This window comes from Rhizobium gallicum bv. gallicum R602sp, from assembly GCF_000816845.1.
GTDB classification, from domain to species: Bacteria; Pseudomonadota; Alphaproteobacteria; order Rhizobiales; family Rhizobiaceae; genus Rhizobium; species Rhizobium gallicum.
On the sequence record NZ_CP006877.1, the window covers coordinates 2,492,179 to 2,513,413 of the forward strand.

General features: G+C 60.5%; 20 protein-coding genes. 11 read left to right on the top strand and 9 right to left on the bottom strand.

What is annotated here, in order from left to right; genetic code table 11:
• The first annotated feature begins 62 nt into the window (after nt 1-62).
• The 3 genes from RGR602_RS12410 to RGR602_RS12420 all read left to right on the top strand — a co-directional run bounded on the left by RGR602_RS12410 (nt 63) and on the right by RGR602_RS12420 (nt 3,026).
• The gene (locus RGR602_RS12410) at nt 63-1,274 is read left to right on the top strand and encodes a pyrophosphate--fructose-6-phosphate 1-phosphotransferase (RefSeq protein ID WP_039845361.1); all 1,212 of its coding nucleotides are present in this window, start codon (nt 63-65) and stop codon (nt 1,272-1,274) included.
• 58 nt (nt 1,275-1,332) lie between these two features.
• Complete coding sequence (locus RGR602_RS12415; RefSeq protein WP_039845362.1) at nt 1,333-1,968, top strand: LysE family translocator; 636 nt, start codon at nt 1,333-1,335, stop codon at nt 1,966-1,968.
• A 113-nt stretch (nt 1,969-2,081) separates the two neighbouring features.
• Nucleotides 2,082-3,026, top strand: a complete 945-nt coding sequence (locus tag RGR602_RS12420) for a lytic transglycosylase domain-containing protein (RefSeq protein ID WP_039845363.1) — start codon at nt 2,082-2,084, stop codon at nt 3,024-3,026.
• 20 nt (nt 3,027-3,046) lie between these two features.
• Here the strand turns inward: RGR602_RS12420 and RGR602_RS12425 are convergent, their stop codons facing one another.
• Nucleotides 3,047-4,429 (bottom strand): serine hydrolase domain-containing protein, encoded by a 1,383-nt coding sequence (locus RGR602_RS12425; RefSeq protein WP_039845364.1) that lies wholly within the window; start codon nt 4,427-4,429, stop codon nt 3,047-3,049.
• A gap of 178 nt (nt 4,430-4,607) precedes the next feature.
• Between RGR602_RS12425 and RGR602_RS12430 the strand changes: the two genes are divergently transcribed.
• The 4 genes from RGR602_RS12430 to RGR602_RS12445 all read left to right on the top strand — a co-directional run bounded on the left by RGR602_RS12430 (nt 4,608) and on the right by RGR602_RS12445 (nt 8,780).
• Complete coding sequence (locus tag RGR602_RS12430; protein ID WP_039845365.1) at nt 4,608-5,852, top strand: DUF3419 family protein; 1,245 nt, start codon at nt 4,608-4,610, stop codon at nt 5,850-5,852.
• Between the two features lie 50 nt (nt 5,853-5,902).
• On the top strand, nt 5,903-6,532 hold the full coding sequence (locus RGR602_RS12435) for a class I SAM-dependent methyltransferase (RefSeq protein ID WP_170250334.1): 630 nt from the start codon (nt 5,903-5,905) through the stop codon (nt 6,530-6,532).
• A 116-nt stretch (nt 6,533-6,648) separates the two neighbouring features.
• Nucleotides 6,649-7,446 carry a glycoside hydrolase family 25 protein gene (locus RGR602_RS12440; RefSeq protein WP_039845367.1) on the top strand — a complete coding sequence of 266 codons (798 nt, stop codon included), beginning with the start codon at nt 6,649-6,651 and terminating at the stop codon, nt 7,444-7,446.
• Nucleotides 7,447-7,526: 80 nt separating this feature from the next.
• Nucleotides 7,527-8,780 carry a lytic murein transglycosylase gene (locus RGR602_RS12445; RefSeq protein ID WP_039845368.1) on the top strand — a complete coding sequence of 418 codons (1,254 nt, stop codon included), beginning with the start codon at nt 7,527-7,529 and terminating at the stop codon, nt 8,778-8,780.
• Between the two features lie 520 nt (nt 8,781-9,300).
• On the opposite strand, the gene metF is transcribed toward RGR602_RS12445, so the two are convergent.
• From metF to RGR602_RS12475, 5 genes are all read right to left on the bottom strand, one after another.
• Complete coding sequence (gene metF / locus RGR602_RS12450; RefSeq protein WP_039845369.1) at nt 9,301-10,203, bottom strand: methylenetetrahydrofolate reductase [NAD(P)H]; 903 nt, start codon at nt 10,201-10,203, stop codon at nt 9,301-9,303.
• A gap of 1 nt (nt 10,204) precedes the next feature.
• The gene (locus RGR602_RS12455; protein WP_039845370.1) at nt 10,205-11,221 is read right to left on the bottom strand and encodes an ArsR/SmtB family transcription factor; all 1,017 of its coding nucleotides are present in this window, start codon (nt 11,219-11,221) and stop codon (nt 10,205-10,207) included.
• Between the two features lie 165 nt (nt 11,222-11,386).
• Entirely contained in the window at nt 11,387-13,036 is a 1,650-nt protein-coding gene (gene ettA, locus RGR602_RS12460; RefSeq protein ID WP_039845371.1) for an energy-dependent translational throttle protein EttA, read from the bottom strand.
• Between the two features lie 43 nt (nt 13,037-13,079).
• Nucleotides 13,080-13,262, bottom strand: a complete 183-nt coding sequence (locus RGR602_RS12465; RefSeq protein ID WP_039845372.1) for a hypothetical protein — start codon at nt 13,260-13,262, stop codon at nt 13,080-13,082.
• 516 nt (nt 13,263-13,778) lie between these two features.
• Nucleotides 13,779-14,519 carry a ribonuclease T2 family protein gene (locus RGR602_RS12475; RefSeq protein ID WP_039845374.1) on the bottom strand — a complete coding sequence of 247 codons (741 nt, stop codon included), beginning with the start codon at nt 14,517-14,519 and terminating at the stop codon, nt 13,779-13,781.
• 151 nt (nt 14,520-14,670) lie between these two features.
• Between RGR602_RS12475 and RGR602_RS12480 the strand changes: the two genes are divergently transcribed.
• Genes RGR602_RS12480 through RGR602_RS12495 form a run of 4 tightly spaced genes read left to right on the top strand, consistent with a single transcriptional unit; the run spans nt 14,671 to nt 19,453 of the window.
• Nucleotides 14,671-15,600: an alpha/beta fold hydrolase gene (locus RGR602_RS12480; RefSeq protein WP_039845375.1), complete on the top strand. Its 930-nt coding sequence runs from the start codon at nt 14,671-14,673 to the stop codon at nt 15,598-15,600.
• Between the two features lie 14 nt (nt 15,601-15,614).
• The gene (locus RGR602_RS12485; RefSeq protein ID WP_039845376.1) at nt 15,615-16,565 is read left to right on the top strand and encodes a DMT family transporter; all 951 of its coding nucleotides are present in this window, start codon (nt 15,615-15,617) and stop codon (nt 16,563-16,565) included.
• Between the two features lie 18 nt (nt 16,566-16,583).
• Nucleotides 16,584-17,798, top strand: coding sequence for a CaiB/BaiF CoA transferase family protein (locus RGR602_RS12490; RefSeq protein WP_039845377.1), 1,215 nt, complete (start codon nt 16,584-16,586; stop codon nt 17,796-17,798).
• Entirely contained in the window at nt 17,795-19,453 is a 1,659-nt protein-coding gene (locus RGR602_RS12495) for a thiamine pyrophosphate-binding protein (protein ID WP_039845378.1), read from the top strand. The genes RGR602_RS12490 and RGR602_RS12495 overlap by 4 nt, the downstream gene beginning before the upstream one ends.
• A gap of 40 nt (nt 19,454-19,493) precedes the next feature.
• On the opposite strand, the gene RGR602_RS12500 is transcribed toward RGR602_RS12495, so the two are convergent.
• From RGR602_RS12500 to RGR602_RS12510, 3 genes are all read right to left on the bottom strand, one after another.
• Nucleotides 19,494-19,838, bottom strand: coding sequence for a RidA family protein (locus tag RGR602_RS12500; RefSeq protein WP_039845379.1), 345 nt, complete (start codon nt 19,836-19,838; stop codon nt 19,494-19,496).
• Between the two features lie 56 nt (nt 19,839-19,894).
• Complete coding sequence (locus RGR602_RS12505) at nt 19,895-20,233, bottom strand: TIGR01244 family sulfur transferase (RefSeq protein WP_039845380.1); 339 nt, start codon at nt 20,231-20,233, stop codon at nt 19,895-19,897.
• Nucleotides 20,234-20,304: 71 nt separating this feature from the next.
• Nucleotides 20,305-21,141 carry a DUF4432 family protein gene (locus RGR602_RS12510; RefSeq protein ID WP_039845381.1) on the bottom strand — a complete coding sequence of 279 codons (837 nt, stop codon included), beginning with the start codon at nt 21,139-21,141 and terminating at the stop codon, nt 20,305-20,307.
• Between the last annotated feature and the right edge of the window lie 94 nt (nt 21,142-21,235).

The window sequence follows — 21,235 nt, forward strand, 5'->3', positions numbered from 1 at the left end:
CCGCATCCATGCGTTAGGTAAGCTGCATGCGACTACCCGCACGAAGCACTCAAGGAGGGAAAATGGCCAAACAGAAAGTAGCAATGCTGACCGCCGGAGGCCTGGCTCCCTGTCTTTCCTCAGCCGTTGGCGGCCTCATCGAGCGCTACAGCGACGTCGCGCCGGATGCCGAGCTCATTGCCTATAAATCCGGCTATCAGGGTGTGCTGCTTGGCGACAGCATCCAGATCAACAAGGAAATGCGCCAAAAGGCGCCGCTTCTCCACCGCTTCGGCGGCTCGCCGATCGGCAACAGCCGCGTCAAGCTCACCAATGCCGCCGATTGCGTCAAGCGCGGCCTAGTCAAGGAAGGCGAGAATCCGCTTCGCGTCGCAGCCGAACGCCTTGCCGATGACGGCGTCACCATCCTTCACACCATCGGCGGCGACGATACCAACACGACTGCTGCCGATCTCGCAGCCTATCTCGCTGCCAATAATTACGACCTTACCGTCGTCGGCCTGCCGAAGACGGTCGACAACGACGTCGTGCCGATCCGCCAGTCTCTGGGCGCCTGGACGGCGGCTGAAGTCGGTGCGCATTTCTTCGACAATGTGAGCAACGAGCAGAGTGCGGCGCCTCGCACGCTCGTCATCCACGAGGTCATGGGCCGCCACTGCGGCTGGCTGACGGCGGCGACCGCCCGGGCCTATCTCAGCCGTACGAAGAACTACGAATATGTCGACGGGATGATGATGAATGCGGGCCTGAAAGGCATCAATGCCGTCTATCTGCCCGAAATGGCTTTTGATCTGCAGGCCGAAGCCGAACGCCTCAAGGATATCATGGACAAGACCGGCCATGCGACCGTCTTCGTCTCTGAAGGAGCCTGCCTCGATGCCATCGTCGCGGACCGCGAAGCCGCCGGCGAGACCATCAAACGCGATGCCTTCGGCCATGTGAAGATCGACACGATCAATGTCGGCGGCTGGTTCCAGAAGCAGTTCGCCAACCTCGTCAATGCCGAGCGTTCGCTGGTTCAGAAATCCGGCTATTTCGCCCGCTCCGCGCCCGCCAATGCCGACGACCTCCGCCTCATCCACAGCATGGTGGACCTGGCTGTGGAAAGCGCCCTCAACAAGGTCTCCGGCGTCACCGGCCATGACGAAGGACAGGACGGCAAATTGCGTACCATCGAGTTCCCCCGCATCAAGGGCGGCAAGGCCTTCGATCTTTCGACCAGATGGTTCGCCGAAGTGATGGATACGATCGGACAAAAATACCAGGAAGCATGATTGACGCAGCGCTAATATGGTGTCTTTGCTTGTTTCCTAGGGATTAGGAGGAGATTCCATGTCGCTCGAAGCCTGGCTCGCTTTTGCCGCCGCATCCGCCATCATGCTTGCCATTCCGGGGCCGACCATCCTGCTCGTCGTGTCCTATGCGCTTGGCCATGGACGAAGGACGGCGCTGGCGACGGTAAGCGGCGTGGCGCTCGGCGATTTCACGGCGATGACGGCGTCCCTCTTCGGCCTCGGTGCGGTTCTGGCCGCATCGGCAATGCTCTTCACGGTGCTGAAGTGGATCGGCGGCGCCTACCTCATCTGGCTAGGCATCAAGCTTTGGCGCGCGCCGCTCATCACCGAACCGGTCGCCGACAACGACAACCTGCCGGAAGAGAAGTCGCTGAAGATCTTCCTGCACGCCTATATCGTGACGGCGCTCAATCCGAAGAGCATCGTCTTTTTCGTCGCCTTCGTTCCGCAATTCCTCAACCCCGCAAAGCCCTTCTTCGAACAGATGGTCATCATGGAGCTGACCTTCCTCGTTCTCGCAGCGATCAATGCTTCGACTTACGCACTTCTTGCGAATGCCGCACGCGGCCTCATCCGCAAGGCCAGCGTACAGCGCGCCGTCAATCGCACCGGCGGGACATTATTGATCGCTGCAGGCGCCGTGACGGCCGGTTATCGCCGTATCGCCGCCTGACGATTTTCGCCGGGTTGCGGCGCAACTGCGAATAGGTTAATGGCAAATCAGGGTTCAGGGTCTCGATAACTTTTAAATGCTGCCAGGGCGGCGCGATTCACGAAAGTGACAGAATGGTAGCGAACGGATTTTCCGGCTTGAAACGCGGCCTTGTCGTGACGACAATGCTCTGCGGTATAGCCGGATGCTCGACGGTCGAGTACACGTCCCAGGCGGAATTGACCGCTGTGCAGAGCGTCGTTCCAACCCCGAAGCCTGGCGAAGGTGCGATGATGATGGCCGCCGTACCGGCCGCCGACGGCGCCAGCCGTCCCGAAACCGCATTCGCAGCTTCCAATCCGCAGGCGACACCCGCTTTGACCGCCGCCGCAACGGCAGTGCCGGCGACGGCAACGTCCGCCGATCGTGCCATGCAGCAGGCGATGACCGCGAGTGGCACACAGATTCCGCTGACGCCGGAAATGACCGCGATCCAGTCGGTCGTGCCGACCCCGCGTCCAGGCACTCCGGCATCGCCATCGAACCAGCTTGCCTTTGCAGCGACAGCGCCGCAGAGCGGCGCCCTGGCTGCCATCGCCTCCGTCGGCGCCACGCGGCGTTCAATGTCGGATTTCACCTTCGACGAGTCCGGTCCGATGGACCCGCCGGCTGCGCCGCCGATGTTCAGCGACAGCGACATTGATACGGCGCCGACCGTGGAAAAGAGCTTTATCAGCAAGCTGATCAGCAAATATTCGAAACTTTACGAAGTCCCCGAAACATTGATCCACCGCGTCGTACACCGAGAAAGCCGTTATAATCCAAAGGCTTACAACAAGCGCGGTTATTTCGGCTTGATGCAGATCAAATACAATACGGCCAAATCGATGGGCTATGACGGCGCGCCCACCGGTCTTCTCGACGCCGAAACCAACATCAAGTATGCCGCGAAATATCTGCGCGGCGCATGGCTCGTTTCCAACAACAAGGAAGAAGATGCCGTGAGGCTTTATGCGCGAGGCTATTATTACGATGCCAAGCGCAAAGGCATGACGAATATTGCCCAGGGCGACTACTAAGCTTTCGCCTGCACATACGCTCAACTGGCAGGCAGCGCGCCCAGCAGCTCTTTCAGCATGAGCTGCGGCTTGTAGCCGAGGCGGCCTGGCGTCAAGCCCATACGGACGAAGACCAGATCGGCGGACGGCACGATCGCCATGCTTTGCCCATCATGTCCTTCCAGCCAGAAGGTATCTTCCGGCAGCCCCGCTTCGGCGCTCGTATCTCCGCCGGGTGCTGCGAGCCATGCCTGACCTTGCGTATATTTACCGCCCGACGATTGCGTCGGCGTTCGCATCGTTCGGGCAAACCCCTCCGGCAACAGCCGTTGACCGTTCCAGACGCCGTCCTGAAGCAGGAATTGCCCGAAACGCGCCCAATCGCGCGCCGTCGCGTAGAGATAGGAACTGCCTGCAAAGGTGCCACGGGCATCGACCTCCAGCACCGCGCTCGACATGCCGAGCGGCTTGAAAAGTGCCTGCCTCGGATAAGAGAAGGCCTCTTTCTGGTCGCCTACCCCATCCATCCAGATTCGCGACAACAGGACCGCCGTACCGCTCGAATAACGGAAGCGTTCGCCGGGCTTTGCTTCGAACGGCGCATTGGCGGGCAACGAAACCATATTGGGGTCGAGATAGAGCATGCGCGTCACATCCGTGACATCGCCGTACTCCTCGTTGAAAGCGAGGCCGCTTTCCATGCCCAGCAGATCCCGGAGCCTGATCTGCGACCGTTCGTCATTCTTCCACTGCGGCAAAAGGTTGGTCGCGTCGAAATCCAACTTTCCATCGAGCATGGCGCGCCCGACGAGCGCCGCATTGACTGTCTTGGTCATCGACCAGCCAAGCAGAGGCGTTTTCGCATTAAAGCCTTCGCCGTAGCGCTCCGCCACGATCCGGTCCTTGTGCACGACGACCATTGCCCGCATTTGCGGACCGGCCAGCACGTCGTTTGCCAGCAGCGACGCTATCTCTCCGTCGTTAGCTTCAGCAACGCTTTCGCCTTCCGGCCATAATGCCGCGTTCTCCGAAACCATCTGCGGCGACGTATCCGAAGGTACAGCTTCGGCAGCAGCCTTGAAATTGCCGTCAGGCACGCTCGTGCAGCCGAACGCCCCCCGATAGAGCGCATATCCGGGTGCGAAGAGCCCAAGAATGCGCGCCGTCACATGACCCTGATCCCGATCGACCGAAACTCTCACCAATCGCAGCAGCGGATTGCCCGGCGCCTGTACGTCGTCGTAGAGCACCGCTTGCGGGTCGCGTCCTGCCAAAAAGACATTCGAGCAGACGATCTTCGCCGCATATCCGTCACCCACGCGCAACAGCTCCGGCGGATTGACGCAAAGCCATGTCCCGCCTCCGATGACGATGACGACGGAAGCCGCGGCGAGTGCCTTCACGATACGAAGAACAGATCGCATGTCATTGCCTCCACGAACACAGAGAAGCAGGAAATCTCCTCACAAAAAAGAGCACAAGAACGCGAGTGCCGTTTCCTGTCAGGCAATTCCTGTGGAAAGCGATACCCACAGTCTGCGTCATCAAACTGTAGCAGGGACGCGCTACACGCCCTGAACGCAAAAAGGGTGACAGACTCATATGACGGAATTTGCACCGGATACCGGCTTCCGCAAGAACCGGAAACTCAAGGACGCTCTTCTCCGCCACAAGGCATTTTCCAAGGACGGCTTTTCGGAACGGCTTTTCGGCCTGCTCTTTTCCGGCCTCGTCTATCCGCAGATCTGGGAGGATCCGGATCTCGACATGCAGGCGATGGAACTGCAGCCGCATCACCGCATCGTCACGATCGGCTCGGGCGGCTGCAACATGCTCGCCTATCTCTCCAAGGCGCCGGCCTCCGTCGACGTGGTCGACCTCAACCCGCACCATATCGCGCTCAACCGCCTGAAGCTTGCTGCCTTCAAGCATCTTCCCGACCATATCGACCTCGTGCGCTTCCTCGCCATGCCCAATGAGCGCTCGAACAGCCAGGCCTTCGACCACTTCCTGTCGTCCAGGCTCGATGAGACGACACGCGCCTATTGGAACGGCCGCAAGTTCGGCCGCCGCCGCGTCACCGTCTTCAACCGCAATTTCTACGAGACCGGCCTGCTCGGCCGCTTCATCGGCGCGGCCCATCTGCTCGCCCGCCTGCACGGCGTCGATCTCAAAGAGATGACGAAGACCCGCTCCATCCGCGAACAGCGCCAGTTCTTCGACGAGCAGGTTGCGCCCCTCTTCGAAAAGCCGGTGGTACGCTGGATTACAGGGCGCAAGAGCTCGCTTTTCGGTCTCGGCATTCCGCCGCAGCAATATGACGAGCTTGCCAGCCTCGCCGCCGATCAGTCGATCGCACCGGTGCTGAAGCATCGCCTCGAAAAGCTCGCCTGCCATTTTCCGATGAGCGAGAACTATTTCGCCTGGCAGGCTTTTGGTCGCCGGTATGCCTCCGAGGACGAAGGCCCGCTGCCGACCTATCTGAAGCGGGAGCACTACGAGGTGATCCGCGAAAATGTCGATCGCGTCAACGTCCATCACGCAAGCTTCACCGAGCTTCTCGCCAAGGAACCTGCCGCCTCTCGCGACCGTTATATCCTGCTCGACGCGCAGGACTGGATGACGGACCAGCAGCTGAACGAGCTCTGGGCGGAGATTACCCGCACCGCCCGCACCGGCGCCCGCGTCATCTTCCGCACGGCGGCCGAAAAAAGCGTCATCGAGGGCCGTCTTTCCCCGGCGCTCCGCGAACAATGGGAGTATTTCGAGGAGAAGTCCCAAGATATGACCGCACTCGACCGTTCGGCCATCTACGGCGGCTTCCACATCTACGGAAAAAAGGCGTGACCGAAATCCGCACCATCGTGGACGAAAAAACTGAAACGCATGCCAACCTTATGGACGGCATGTATCGCTACCAGCGCCATATCTATGACCTGACGCGCAAATACTACCTGCTCGGCCGCGACCGTACGATCCGCAACCTGGAGGTCCCGGAGGGCGGCACGCTGCTCGAAGTCGGCTGCGGCACCGGCCGCAACCTGGTGCTCGCACACCGGCTGTTTTCCGGCGCGAGGCTCTATGGCCTAGACATTTCGCAGGAAATGCTGATTTCGGCGCGTAAAACATTCGCCACGAAGGCCGCGGTTGCCGATTTTCGCGTTGCCGACGCAACCGCTTTCACGCCAAGGGACTTCGGTGTCAGCGGCTTCGACCGGATCCTCATTTCCTATGCGCTCTCGATGATTCCCGATTGGGAACGCGCCGTCGATGCCGCCATCGCCGCATTGAACCCCGGCGGGCAGGTGCACATCGTCGATTTTGGCCAGCAGGAGGGCCTGCCGGCCTGGTTCAGGGCGGTGCTGAAGTCATGGCTTGCAAAATTTCACGTCACGCCTCGCGCCGATCTGCGCGAGGTGCTGGAAGCGCAAGCCCATGATAACAACGCGAGATTGTCGTTCGAGACGATCGGCGGCGGCTATGCCTGGCGGGCAGCAATCATCGCCCGGCCTTCACAATTCACTTGAAACTAACCGATTTTTTACGTTGATATGTTGAAAGAGGGGGATTCCTCTACTGAAACTCGTCTTTCGAAGGTCAAGCTGTGGGGCAAGTCGATCATTCGGTCCACGACGGGACATTTATGCGCCGGATTTTGTTCTGTGTATTGCCATTGGCTATCATGTTGGCCGGCTGTACTTCATCGGGATATGATTATCTTGAGACCGCATCCATAAAGCCGAAGACCCGCTTCAAGGATACCGACCCGCAGGATTTCGGGGCGAAGCATCCGCATCGGAACGAGGTTCACGGCATCGACATCTCCAAGTGGCAGGGCGACATCGATTGGCAGTCGGTGAAGACTTCGGGCGTCGCTTTTGCCTTCATCAAGGCGACCGAGGGCAAGGATAGGTTCGACCCGCGCTTCAATGAATACTGGCAGCGCGCCCGCGCCGTCAGCATCCCCCATGCGCCCTATCACTTCTATTATTTCTGCTCGTCGGCCGACGAGCAGGCCGACTGGTTTATCCAGAACGTCCCGCGCGAATCGATGCGCCTGCCCCCGGTCCTGGACGTCGAGTGGAACGGCGAATCGAAGACCTGCCGCTTCCGCCCGGACCCGGCGACCGTGCGCGCTCAGATGCAGCGCTTCATGGACCGCCTCGAAGCCTATTACGGCAAGCGGCCGATCATCTATACATCGGTCGATTTCCACCGCGACAATCTGCAGGGTTATTTCCAGGACTATCACTTCTGGGTCCGCTCGGTGGCCGCGCACCCGGAAGTTACCTATGCCGACCGCCGCTGGGCCTTCTGGCAGTACACGTCGACCGGCGTGATTCCCGGCATCAAGGGCCCCGCGGACATCAATGTGTTTGCGGGCTCGTCAAAGAACTGGGCCAACTGGGTGGCATCCGTTTCTAAGGACAGAAATTCTTAGTAACGTCCGCCGATCTTTCTTGCTTCCGTCACATTCATCTGTGAAAGCAACGGACATATTTCGGGTATAAGGACGATCTCATGCACCGCTCGCTCGCAAGCCGCTCTGCACTTGCTCTTTTGTTTGCAATCACCGCGGCAACCACGGCATTGGCTCAGCAGCAGGCAATGGCTCCGGCGGCCTCCCCTCCACCGGCCGCAACGCCTCAGGCTCCTCCCGTGGCTTGCGCCGGCGACCTTGCCGAATTTCTGGCTGGCGTGAAGGCCGATGCGATCGCCGCCGGCGCCTCCGCCGAAGCTGCCGACAAGGCGCTCGCCGGCGCGCAGATCGATCCCAAGGTTCTGAGCCGCGACCGCGCGCAAGGCGTCTTCAAGCAGACCTTCCTTGAGTTTTCGCAGCGCACCGTCAGCCAGGCCCGTCTCGATATTGGCCGCCAGAAGCTGAAACAGTTCGCAGACGTCTTCGCCAGAGCCGAGCAGGACTATGGCGTCGCCCCGGGCGTCATCACCGCCTTCTGGGCTATGGAAACGGACTTCGGCGCGGTTCAGGGCGATTTCAATACGCGCAACGCGCTCGTCACGCTGGCGCATGACTGCCGCCGTCCCGAACTCTTCCGCCCGCAATTGATCGCGCTCATCGAAATGGTTCAGCACGGCGACCTTGACCCGGCGACCAATACCGGCGCATGGGCGGGTGAGATCGGCCAGGTACAGATGCTTCCGCGCGACATCGTCGCCTACGGCATGGACGGCGACGGCGATGGCCATGTCAGGCTGAAGGAGAGCAGCCCGGACGCCATCCTGACGGCTGCGAAGTTCATCCAGCATCTCGGCTTTGAACGCGGCCAGCCCTGGCTGCAGGAAGTCACCCTGCCCGACAACCTTCCCTGGGAAAAATCGGGCCTCGGCGGCACCATGACGGCGGGCGAATGGTTTGCACTCGGTGTTCAACCGCGTGACGGCAACACCAGCTTCGGCAATCTGGAGGGTGACCTCGTTCTCCCGCAGGGCCGTCACGGACCGGCCTTCATCGCCTACCCGAACTTCAAGATCTATCTCGAGTGGAACAAGTCGTTCATCTACACGACCTCGGCCGCCTATTTCGCCACCCGCTTTGGCGGTGCGCAGCCCTATCTCAAGGGGACGCCGGAACAGGGCCTTGCGAATGACCAGATGAAGCAGTTGCAGACCAAACTGCAGTCGAAGGGCCACGATGTCGGTCAGATCGACGGCATTTTGGGTTCCGGCACCCGTGTCGCGATCCAGAAGGAGCAGCAGCGTCTCGGAATGCCCGCTGATGGCTGGGCCACGCCCGGCCTGCTGAGCGCGCTCTGATCAATCCATTTTCGTGAAGGCCGCCCCATTCGATCGCGTCCCGGAAAATGCCGGGGCGCGATTTCGATTTCCCGCATCATATCAGCATCTTCCGTTCATGCCTTTATGTAGCCATCGCCGTTAACGGTCCAATCGCCCAATTTAACGCGCAGTTAAAATGTGTGAATAAAATTCCATCGTGATTTGGCAATTAATTCCAATTGCTTAGCCGACCACAACGTGGCTCATCCGCAGTCCGCCGTTGCGCTGCAGCATAGAATCCGCTTTCCACGCGACACAATTCAGACATATTATATGCAGGTTAACGCGAGGAGGCAGACATGGGTATTACACGATCCTTGAATGTCCTGTTGGTCAGTGCAGCGTTCGCGTTCGTCTTGTCCATGCTCTTCATTTGAGCGGTCGGCGAACCCTATGACTGGAATACCTAGCTCCTGACAAGCTAACAGTTCAGCCAATTAAAAAGCGCATGTCACCGCCAGACATGCGCTTTTTTATTCGATGCCGACTACCGCCGCCCTCAGGCAGCGGCGCCCGCTGCCCTCTTTGCGCCCTCGCGCCTGAGGCCGAGATTGGTGAGCACGGCTGAAACCAACGGCGAGCGGTTCATCGTATAGAGATGAAACTCGTCCAGCCCGCGGCGGACGAGATCCTCGATCTGCTCGACGGCGACATCGACGGAAACCTTCGCCCGCTCCTCCACCTTGTCGTCGAGACCGGCAAAGCGCTCGTCGAGAAAGGCCGGTATCACTGTGCCGCATGCGCTGGCAAATCGCTTCAGCTGCGTCAGGTTCTGGATCGGCATGATGCCGGGAACGATCGGGATTTTGACGCCTGCGGCCCGCACCTTCTCCAGGTAGCGCTCGAAATTGTCGTTGTCGAAGAAGAATTGCGTCAACGCGCGGTCCGCGCCGCTGTCGGCCTTTCGCTTCAGCATGTCGATATCGGCCGCCACGTCCCGGCTCTCCGGATGTTTTTCCGGATAGGCGGACACCGAAATCTCGAAATCGCCGATCTCGCGAAGGCCGGCCACGAGTTCGGCCGCATTTGCGTAGCCGCCCGGATGAGGCTGGTAGGGCACCCCTGCCCCGCCCGGCGCATCGCCGCGCAACGCCACGAAGTGCTTCACGCCGGCCTTGCGGAAATGGTCGATCACCTGATGCGTTTCTTCCTTCGTGGCGCCCACGCAGGTGAGATGCGACGCCGTCGCAAGCGGCGTTTCGTTGAGGAACCGCGTCACGGCCGTCAGCGTCGGTGCCTTCGTGGTACCGCCAGCGCCATAGGTCACCGAGACGAAATCCGGATCCCAGTCCTGCAGCTCGGCAACGGTCTTCCAGAGCTGACCTTCCATCTCCTCCGACTTCGGCGGGAAAAATTCGAAGGAAATGCCGATATCGCGGCGGTCTCCGGTGTTCAATGCCATATCATACCTCCCCGGCCAATACTGTTTCGGCGCCTTCGGATGAAATGAGGCGCCTCGGATCGCGCGCAAGCCAGATCGTGACCGTAAGCCCCTTCTCGCCCGGCTGACCCGGATGAAGATCGACGGTCTGCTCCACATCGAGCCCCGCCTTGCGCAGCCAGTCGGTCATTGACTGATGCGAGAAACCAAGGCGGACATGCGCGTGCTCGTCGCGAAGATATTCGAGCCCATGCGGCGCAAGGTCGATGACCATGAGACGTCCACCGGGTGCCAGCATCCGCGCCGCCTCGGTGATCGCGATTTCGGGCTGATCGAAAAAGTGCAAAACCTGATGAATGGTGACGAGATCGAAGTCCTGTCCCTCGAACGGCAGGTTCAGGATGTCGGCATGCCGCACCGAAGCCTTGGTGATGCCCGCCCTGTCGAGATTGGCGCGGGCGACGCTCAGCATGTCACGGCTGGCATCGACGCCGATCGCCCTGCGATAGAGCCTGGAAAGCAGCTCCAGCATGCGGCCGGTCCCCGTGCCGAGATCGAGCAGCGAATTGACCGGCTGATTACCGAGCAGCTTGATGACCGCGGCATCCACCTCTTCGTCGGCGGCATGGAGGCGCCGAAGCTCGTCCCATTCGGCGGCGTTGCGGCTGAAATAGGCCTGCGCCCGCTCTGCCCGCTGACGCTTCACGGCTAAAAGCCGCTCGCCATCGCGCAGGATCACAGGGTCGTTCTGGGACGCGTGTGTTAGCAGCACGCGCACCAGCGCCGCCGCCTTGCCGTCCTGCCTCAGCCGGAAATAGGCCCAGGCACCCTCCTGATAACGATCGATGAGGTCGGCCTCACCGAGCAGCTTCAGATGCCGCGAAATGCGAGGCTGCGACTGTCCGAGAATTTCCGTAAGATCGGTCACCGTCAAATCGCCGGCGGCAAGGAGCGCGAGAAGCCGCAGGCGCGTCGGCTCACCGGCCGCCTTCAAGACGTCCACCAGCGCATCCAATCCAAGCCTAATAGCTTCAGCCATATCCCAACCCAATCAACATATAAAGATATCTTTATGTGAATTGAGAAGGCCTGGCAAGCAGGAATCCGCTCTGTTCACGAAATTCACTGCTCTGAAAGCGACCGGCAAGAATACAAAAACCCCGGCGCTTGCCGGGGCTTCTGATCCAAGAGACGGCTCTGGCTATCAGCGCGTCAGGCGCTTGTAGGTCACCCGCTTCGGATTGACCGAATCCACGCCGAGGCGGCGCATCTTGTCCTGCTCGTAATCTTCGAAGTTGCCTTCGAACCATTCGACATGGCTATCGCCTTCGAAGGCGAGGATATGCGTTGCAAGCCGATCGAGGAACATGCGGTCGTGGCTGATGATAACGGCGCAGCCAGCGAAGTTTTCGAGCGCGTCCTCGAGCGCGGCCAGCGTTTCCGTATCGAGATCGTTGGTCGGTTCGTCGAGGAGCATGACGTTGCCGCCGGCCTTCAGCATCTTGGCAAGATGGACGCGGTTGCGCTGGCCGCCGGAAAGCGTGCCGACCTTCTGCTGCTGGTCGCCGCCCTTGAAGTTGAAGGCGCCGCAATAGGCGCGCGAATTCACTTCGTGCTTGCCGAGCTTGATGATGTCGTTGCCGGCGGAGATCTCTTCCCAAACGGTCTTGTTGCCGTTGAGCGCATCACGACTCTGGTCGACATAGCCGAGATCGACGGTATCGCCAATGCGGATTTCGCCGCTGTCGGGCTTTTCCTGGCCGGTGATCATGCGAAAGAGCGTCGTCTTGCCGGCACCGTTCGGGCCGATGACGCCGACGATGCCGCCCGGCGGCAGCTTGAAGCTCAGGTTCTCGATCAGGACGGTATCGCCGTATCCCTTGGTGAGGTTCTCGGCCTCGATGACGACCTGGCCGAGACGCTCACCAACCGGGATGACGATCTGGGAGTCGCCGGGACGGCGGTCGGCGGCTGCCGCCACCAGTTCGTCATAAGCGCGGATACGCGCCTTCGACTTTGCCTGACGCGCTTTCGGGCTGGAGGCGATCCATTCCTGCTCACGAGACAGAGCCTTCTGGCGGGAGGCTTCTTCACGGCCCTCCTGCTGCATGCGCTTCGCTTTCGCTTGCAGATAAGCCGAATAATTGCCCTCATAGGGAATGCCGCGGCCGCGGTCGAGTTCGAGGATCCAGCCGGTGACATTGTCCAGGAAATAGCGGTCGTGGGTGATCATTAGCACGGAACCCGGATACTCGCGCAGGTGCTTTTCGAGCCAGGCGATCGTCTCGGCGTCGAGGTGGTTCGTCGGTTCATCGAGGAGCAGCAGATCCGGCTGGGCAAGCAGCAGGCGGCAGAGCGCCACGCGGCGCTTTTCGCCGCCCGAAAGATTGTCGACCGAAGCCTCGCCCGGCGGGCAGCGCAGCGCGTCCATTGCCATCTCGACCTGGTTTTCCAAGTCCCAGAGGTTCTGGCTGTCAATGATGTCCTGGAGCTTCGCACCCTCTTCCGCCGTCTCGTCGGAATAGTTCATCATCAGCTCGTTGTAGCGGTCGAGGATCGCCTTCTTGGAGGCCACACCTTCCATGACGTTTTCGAGCACCGTCTTGGACGCATCGAGCTGCGGCTCCTGCGCCAGGTAGCCGAGCGTTGCGCCCTCGGCGAGCCAGGCTTCGCCGGTATATTCCTTGTCGAGGCCAGCCATGATGCGCAGGACGGTGGACTTACCGGCGCCATTCGGGCCGAGGATACCGATCTTGGCATCCGGGTAGAAGGAGAGGTGGATGTTCTCCAGCACCTTCTTGTTGCCATAGGCCTTGTTGAGGCCGGCCATATGATAGATGAACTGACGTGCCATTATACGCTGCTCCGGGCGGAAACTTGAAAACCGTGGCCGCTATTTAGGCGAAAGCCGGCTTTCGGGCAACGCCGAAACCGGCTTTCTCTACGGCAATCGATTTGGTTGCCCGCGAAAAGCGGCGGAACGGAGGGATTTGCCCGATCTCGTCATGCTTTCCGCCCAGTTGCATGAAATAGTCGGGGGCCATCGCACGGTATGGGTCGAAACGAAGCAGCGCGCTCAAGCGCGATGAGCTCGGCTGCAAGCGCCGTCAAAGCTCTGCTCATCAAGATGACCGAAAAAATGCGCGGGACTCCTCGCCATTGGCAGTCGGCAAGGCCACAGGCCTCCATTTGCTGAACAACCGCCAAAGGATCGTCACCCAGCGTTCTGATTCAAGGTTGCCCATGCTGGCTGCCGCGCCGGTTTCGATCAGTTCCCTTGCTGTCGCGTAGTCTCCACGCAGCGCTTGCCGGAAACCGCCAGAAAGTGCGTTTTGTTCGTCAGGACGCTACGCAGCCCGCCGCTGGCTTCGGATAGACGCGCGAGTATCTCGCCATCGCCGCAGCCCACATCCAGAACCGTTCCGCCGGCAGACGTGGGGCCGGCCACGCCTGGAACACCAGCTCGTGACGTATTTTGCCGTGTATCCCATCCGAGTATCTCTGGTAGCGTCCCCACGCGTCCGTAGTCATCCAGCCGCATCGTTCTCCCACCCCGCTTCGAGCCGCGCTCCAGTTTCGAACCTTGCGATGAACTCTCAGAACCCCGCCGCGTCGACAACACCTTCGTCGCAGCCGAAGGAGGTGCGGCCGGCGTCTTGCATGAGTTTTGCAAGTCCCGCTCCGGCGCCGGCGGCCGAGCCCGCATCCTCCGACAGCCCGATCGTCAGCTCGCTGATCACGCGGACGCTGCCCGCGCGCCGGCAGCTCATCTTCACACGCTCGCCAGCGCCCGCCCCGAAGCTCTTGTCGAAAGCCGTCTTGACCTGATCCGCCTTGACGGTCCTGCCGACATTCGCGGCAAAGAGATCGCGCACCGCCGAGCCATTGAGGTCATCCATCAGGCGGATCGCCACGCCGAAATAATCATCCGCGCTCATCTTCGTGCAGGTGCCGTGCTTCGTCCATTCATGACGTTCGAGGCCCGATTGCGTTCCGGGCATGGCCTTTGCAAGGGCTGACGCATTCTCAGCCGTCAGCTTGACCTTGGGCAGCTTTTGCCAATCGCCGTCTTTGTCGACTGCCTGCAAGTCCTTCGATACGCCACAATAGTTCTGCCGCAGCGGCCACAGGCCGTGCAGCGAGAAATTCGTCGCGTCGAAGCGCTCCTTGGTCTGGCTGCTGCATTCCGGCTTCCTTTGGTTTGTCTGGCAGAATGCCGGCTGCCAACTTGCAGCAAGGATGAAGCGCGTTCCCCCTTCTCCTTCCTGGGCAACCGCAAAGCCGGCCAAAACCATTGAAAGAACAAACGTCCTCCAGCGCAGAAACGCCCTGCTCATCGCCACTCCCCGCAGACAGAACAATTACGGAACAAGTAAGCATGAGGCCCAAACCCCTGCAACCCTCACTCGCCCGAAATTCCACTGCAAACATGTGCCGGGATGTTGCATTTGGCCCGCGATCTGCTCTTTTTGCAGCGGGAGGATGGAAATGTTTTCGCAAACACAATGGCTTAAGACGCCAGAGGCGACGCTCGCCTTTCATCATGAGGCAGCCAGCGGCGGCCCGCGCGGCATCGTGCTGATCTCCCACGGACTTGCTGAACATTCGAAGCGCTACGCACGCTTCGCCAAGGCGATGGCCGGGCGCGGCTATCATGTCTATGCGCACGACCACCGGGGCCACGGCGAGACGGTGGCTGACGGCGCCCCGATCGGCCAGTTCGCCAGGCGCAACGGCGTGCAGCAGGTTCTTGCCGATATGGTGGCCATGCGGGACTATGCGGCAGGGTTCCATCCGAACCTTCCAGTGATCCTCTTCGGCCACTCCATGGGCGGGCTGATCGCGCTCAACGCTGCAGTAACCCTTCCGGAAAAATTCGATGCCGTCGCCGTATGGAATTCGAATTTCGCTGTCGGTCTGACAGGCCGGGCCGCGCAAGCCATCCTGCTTGCCGAGAAGGCCCTGAAAGGTTCCGACGTTCCGAGCGGCATGCTGCCGAAGCTTACCTTCGACACCTGGGGCAAATCCATCCCCGGCCACCGGACGGAATTTGACTGGCTCTCCCGCGATCCGGCCGAAGTCGACAAATATATCGCCGATCCGCTCTGCGGCTTCGATGCTTCCGTTTCGCTGTGGCTCGATATATTCGAACTCACCTTTCGCGCGCCGCAGAAGCGGCATCTCGACAGGCTGAAAAGGAACCTGCCAATCCACCTCGTCGGCGGCGGAAAAGATCCAGCGACCGATTTCGGAAAAGCGATGATATGGCTGTCAAACCATTTGAAACGGCATGGTTTCTCCCGTATCACGACCGAAATATATCAGGATAAACGGCACGAGACGCTGAACGAGATCGGAGCCGAAGCGGCGATTTCGGCCTTTGCCGATTGGTGCGATGAAGCAACCGCAAGACCCTGACGAGCGGACCGGAAATGAATAGCGCAATAACGAAGAATAGATCCTCCGAAATCAGCATGGGCCTGATGCTCATGTTTATTTCGGTGCTCGTATCGCCTCTGATCGATATCTTCTCCAAGCTTGCCATCACGACGGTTCCGTCTGCGGAGATTACCGCTGCACGCTTTGCCATACAGGCTCTCTGCATGCTTCCGATCGTTATCTGGCGCAAGAAACTGACAGATTCGTCATGGAGGCAGAGCCTCTTCCACGCGATCCGCGGTGCCATCATCACCATTTCGATGATCTCGTTCGTCAGCACGCTGAAATACATGGCGGTTGCAGATGCGATCGCGATCTTCTTCGTCGAACCCATCATCCTCACCATCCTGAGCAGCCTATTTCTCGGCGAAACGATCGGCTGGCGGCGCTACACAGCCTGCGGCGTCGGTTTCCTCGGCGCGATACTGGTCATTCAGCCGAGCTTCCAGGAAGTCGGCTACGTTGCGCTGCTGCCGGTCGTCAGCGCAGTCTGCATCGCCATCTCTGCAATGATGAACAGGGCCCTGGCGCAGCGCGAGGACCCGTGGGTGATGCAGTTTCACATGGGCTTGTGGGGTCTGCTCTTTTGCGGTGTCCTGCTTTTCTTCGCCCGTGGAAGCGGCTCGGATGTGTTCGAACCGGTAATGCCAACCATGATAGGTCTCGTCTGGCTCCTCGGCGTCGGCGTAACGGCCGCGATCGCCAGCATCCTCGGCGTCTATGCCTATCGCTCCGCACCCGCCTCCACCTTGGCGCCGCTGCAATATTTCGAGATCGTCTCAGCCACGATCTTTGCATGGCTGGTCTTTGGTGATTTTCCCGACGCCATCAAATGGCTGGGCATTCTCATCATCATCGCATCCGGACTTTACATCATCTGGCGCGAGCGCCGCTTTGCATCCAAACCCGTATCCGATACATCTGAGGCAACGCGGGCACCATGATCCGTTCTCGGGAGGAACATGACGGACAGTCGTAAGAAACCGCCGCTAGCCGGCATCAGGGTGATCGAGCTCGCCCGCGTCCTGGCGGGCCCCTGGGCCGGGCAGATGTTGGCCGATCTCGGCGCAGACGTCATCAAGGTCGAAAATCCGGACGGCGGCGACGATACGCGCCAATGGGGGCCCCCTTTCGTCGAGGGCGGCGACGGCGAAAACCTTTCTGCTGCCTATTATCACTGCGCCAATCGCAACAAGCGCTCTGTCACGGCCGATTTGAAGACCGAGGAAGGCCAGTCGCTGGTGCGACGGCTCGCGGCAACGGCCGATGTCCTGATCGAGAATTTCAAGCTCGGCGGCCTCGTCAAGTACGGCCTCGACTACGAGAGCTTGCGCAAGGTCAATCCGAAGCTCGTCTACTGCTCCATCACCGGCTTCGGCCAGTCTGGCCCCTATGCCAGCCTGGCGGGCTATGACTATATCGTCCAGGGCATGTCCGGCTTCATGTCGATCACCGGCGAGCCGGATCGCCAGCCGATGAAAGCAGGTGTCGCCATCGCCGATATCTTCACCGGCATCTATGCCGTGGCGGCGATCGAGGCAGCTCTCATCCATGCGCTGAAAACCGGTGAAGGACAGCTTGTCGATATGGCGCTGCTCGACGTGCAATCCGCCGTGCTCGCCAATCAAAACATGAACTACCTGGTCTCCGGCCGTGCGCCGGCGCGGCTTGGTAATGCCCATCCGAATATCTCTCCTTATGAGGTCGTGCCGAGCGCGGACGGTTACCTGATCCTTGCCGTCGGCAATGACAACCAGTTCCGGCGTCTCTGCACGATCCTCGGCCTCGATGGCATCGCCGGCGACGAGCGTTTTTCGACCAACAAGGCCCGCGTCGCCAACCGCGACGAGGTGCGCCGAATGATCTCGACCGAAACATTGAAATGGCAGAAAGCCGACTTGCTGAAAGCCTGCGAAGAAAATGCCGTGCCAGCCGGCGCGATCAACACGATCGAGGAGATGTTCGCCGATCCGCAGATAAAGGCGCGCGGACTGCGCATCGATCTGCCGGATGGGGCAGGAAACGTGATCCCCGGCGTGAGGACGCCGGTCGTGCTCTCTAAAACGCCCCTGCGCTACGAGAGGCCAGGCCCTCGGCTGGGCGAGCATCAGGAAGAGGTCCTGGCTGAGCTCGAGGCATTGGAGCGCGCCGAACGGGAGGGGAAATCCGCACTATGAAGAAGACCGGCGGCGAGCTGATAGTCGAAGCGCTGAAGGCAAACGGGGTCAAGCGACTTTCCTGCGTGCCCGGGGAAAGCTTCCTCGCCGTGCTGGACGCGCTTTATGACACCGATATCGAAGTGATCGTCTGCCGGCAGGAAGGCGGTGCCGCGATGATGGCCGATTGCTGGGGCCGGCTCACCGGCGAACCTGGCATCTGCATGGTTACCCGCGGGCCTGGCGCCACCAACGCCACGGCGGGCCTGCATATCGCCAGGCAGGATTCGATCCCGATGATCCTCTTCATCGGTCAGGTCCAGCGCGATGCCCGCGAGCGCGAGGCCTTCCAGGAGGTCGAGTTCCGCCGCGCGCTGACCGAATATGCAAAATGGGTCGGCGAAATCGACGATGCGACGCGCATTCCCGAATTCGTGACCCGCGCCTTTGCCATTGCCACCTCCGGCAGACCCGGGCCTGTCGTGCTGTCACTGCCCGAGGACATGTTGCGCGACGAAGTGGACGCGCCACGCGCGATGCCTTATGCCCGCGTTTCCGCTCATCCCGGGCGCCGTCAGGTCGACGATTTCTACATGCGGCTGCTGAAGGCCGAACGGCCGATGGTCATACTCGGCGGCACACGCTGGGATGCAGATGCGGTTGCCGATTTCCGCGTCTTTGCCGAACGCTTCAGGCTGCCGGTCGGCTGTTCCTTCCGCCGCCAAATGCTCTTCGATCACCTTAGCCCGGGCTATGCCGGTGATGTCGGCATCGGCATCAATCCGGTGCTGGCCAAGGAGATCAAGGAGAGCGATTTGCTCATCCTGCTCGGCGCCCGGATGTCGGAAATGCCGTCGTCAGGCTATACGCTGGTCGACGTCCCCTACCCGGCGCAATCGCTCGTCCACATCTATCCCGACCCGTCCGAACTTGGCCGCATCTACCGTCCGGACCTTGCGATCTGCGCATCGCCGCAGGATTTCGTCGCCGCCCTTTGCGATCTCCAAGCGCCTGCCGAACCGCGCTGGGCGGAACGGACGCAGCATATGCACCAAGCCTATCTTGCCTGGTCGAAGCCGCCGCAAACAGGCCCCGGCGCCGTTCACATGGGACCGATCATGGAATGGATCGAGCACAACACGAAGGCCGACACGATCTTCACCAATGGTGCCGGCAACTATGCCACCTGGCTGCACCGCTTCCATCGCTTCCGGCAGTTCAATACACAAGCGGCCCCCACATCCGGCTCGATGGGTTACGGCCTGCCGGCTGCCGTGGCCGCCAAGCGGCTTTTTCCGGAGCGCGAAGTCATTTGCTTTGCCGGCGACGGCTGCTTCCTGATGCACGGGCAGGAATTCGCCACCGCCGTCCGCTACGACCTTTCAATTATTTCCCTCGTCATCAACAACGGCATCTACGGCACGATCCGCATGCATCAGGAACGTGACTATCCCGGCCGTGTCAGCGGTACGGATCTCACCAATCCAGATTTCGCAGCCCTTGCCCGCGCCTATGGCGGCCATGGTGAAACAGTGGAGAAAACCGAAGACTTCGCGCCTGCTTTTGAGCGGGCCCGCGCCAGCGGCAAGCCTTCGATCATCGAGGTGAAGCTCGATCCCGAGGCGATCACGCCGACACGCACGCTTACCGAAATCGCGCAAACAAAAAGCCGGTGAGCGAACCCACCGGCTTTGAAACTGGCAAATGGCGCCGATCTTAGTCGACTGCGGCGATGACGATGAACTCGACCTTGTACTTCGGTGCGGCGAGCTTGGCCTCGCTGGTGGCGCGTGCCGGCGTGTTCTTCGGGTCGACCCAGGCTTCCCAGGCAGCATTCATTTCCGCAAAGTAGGAAATGTCGGAGAGATAGATCAGAGTCTGCAGAATCTTCGACTTGCTGGAACCTGCAGCGGCAAGCAGGCGATCGACTTCGGCAAGCGCCGAATTGCACTGATCGGTCACACTCTCGCCTTCGCCGACCTGGCCGGCGAGATAGACGGTGTTGCCGTGGATGACCGCGCCGCTCATGCGGGCGCCGACGTCGATACGCTTGATGCTCATGATGTTCTCCTGAGTTTTATGAAATAAAGGGCACGGCCGAAAGCCGCGCCAAAAGATCAGCCGCGAATATGATGGGTCTTCTGATAGATCGCGGTAGAGCGTGCGCCGGAACGGCAATAGCCGAGCATCGGGCGCGGAAATTCGTCGAGTGCGTCGACCATGCCTTGCACGGCTTCTTCCGTCACGCCCATCGAGCCGACGGGCACATGCGCGATGTCGAGGCCGAGTTCCTTGGCGCGGACTTCGATCACCGAAAACGGCGTCTGGTCCGGGCTTTCCTGGTCCGGACGATGGCAGACGATCGACTTGAAGCCCATCGCCTTGATCTGATCGAGATCTTCCAGCGTGATCTGGCCGGATACCGAATATTCGTCGTCGATCTGGCGGATGTCCATCGCGCGTTCCTCCTGATAATCAATGGCAGAAGCTCTACGATGCGGGACCGGAAGCGTCAACAACAGTTCGCTCAGAGGAAGGCGAAGCGAAGCGCATAGCTGCGGCTCTCGCCCGGCTGCAGCATGTTGAACTCGCCTGCTTGAAGCTCGCGACGCGAGACCCAGCGATGCGAAACCGGTTCGATGCCAAAAACGTCCGCCGGCGTCTTCTGGTTCCGCCAGACCTGCAGGTGCGGCAGCGTATCCGCGCGGAAACGCACGCAAAGCGTCTTTTCGCCCGCGGCTTTCATCGGACCGAGCCGGACTTCGGCAAAGCCATCCGTCACGGCCGGGGCCCCGACGCAAAAGAGGCCGCCAAGCTCTTCGCCGAAGGTCCATGGAAAACCACCGCCTTCGAGCATCTTCCCTTCCAGCCGCGTGCCCGCATCGAGCCATTTTCCGCCGATATTCATGTGGTACATCAAGAAGGTAGGCACCACCTGATCGCTGGTGTTGACGACCCTGTCGTCAAGCGAGACCTCCCCCGTCGCGCCGTCGATGCGCCAAAGCCGTTCGATCCGCTGCGGCAATCCTTCGACGGTAACGATATCGATGTGGGCGCAGCACTCGGCATTGCCGTTTTCGAATTTGGTCCAGACAACCTTGGCCGGATGACCGCAGGCCGAACCGTGCAGCGGGTAGACCTTGCCATCCGTCCGCCCCGGGATCGGCTCGCGATGGCGGATATGATCGGGACCGCAGGTGAAGAGAAAGCCTTCGAGCGAGTGGTCGATACGCGGATCGCCGTCGTCAGGGATGGCGCGCTTCGGCGCGATATCGACGCCGTCGACGATGCATCCGCCGATATCCATCACCGACGTTTCGTCCAGCATCAGGCGCGGCCCCTTGGCGGCGGCAAATTCGATCATTGCAATTCCTCCCGATCTTAAAGCTGCCGTAGGGTTAGGATCCGTCCGCGCATTCGTCAATCGCGGCAAACCTGTTGCGCACAACCGGCGATGC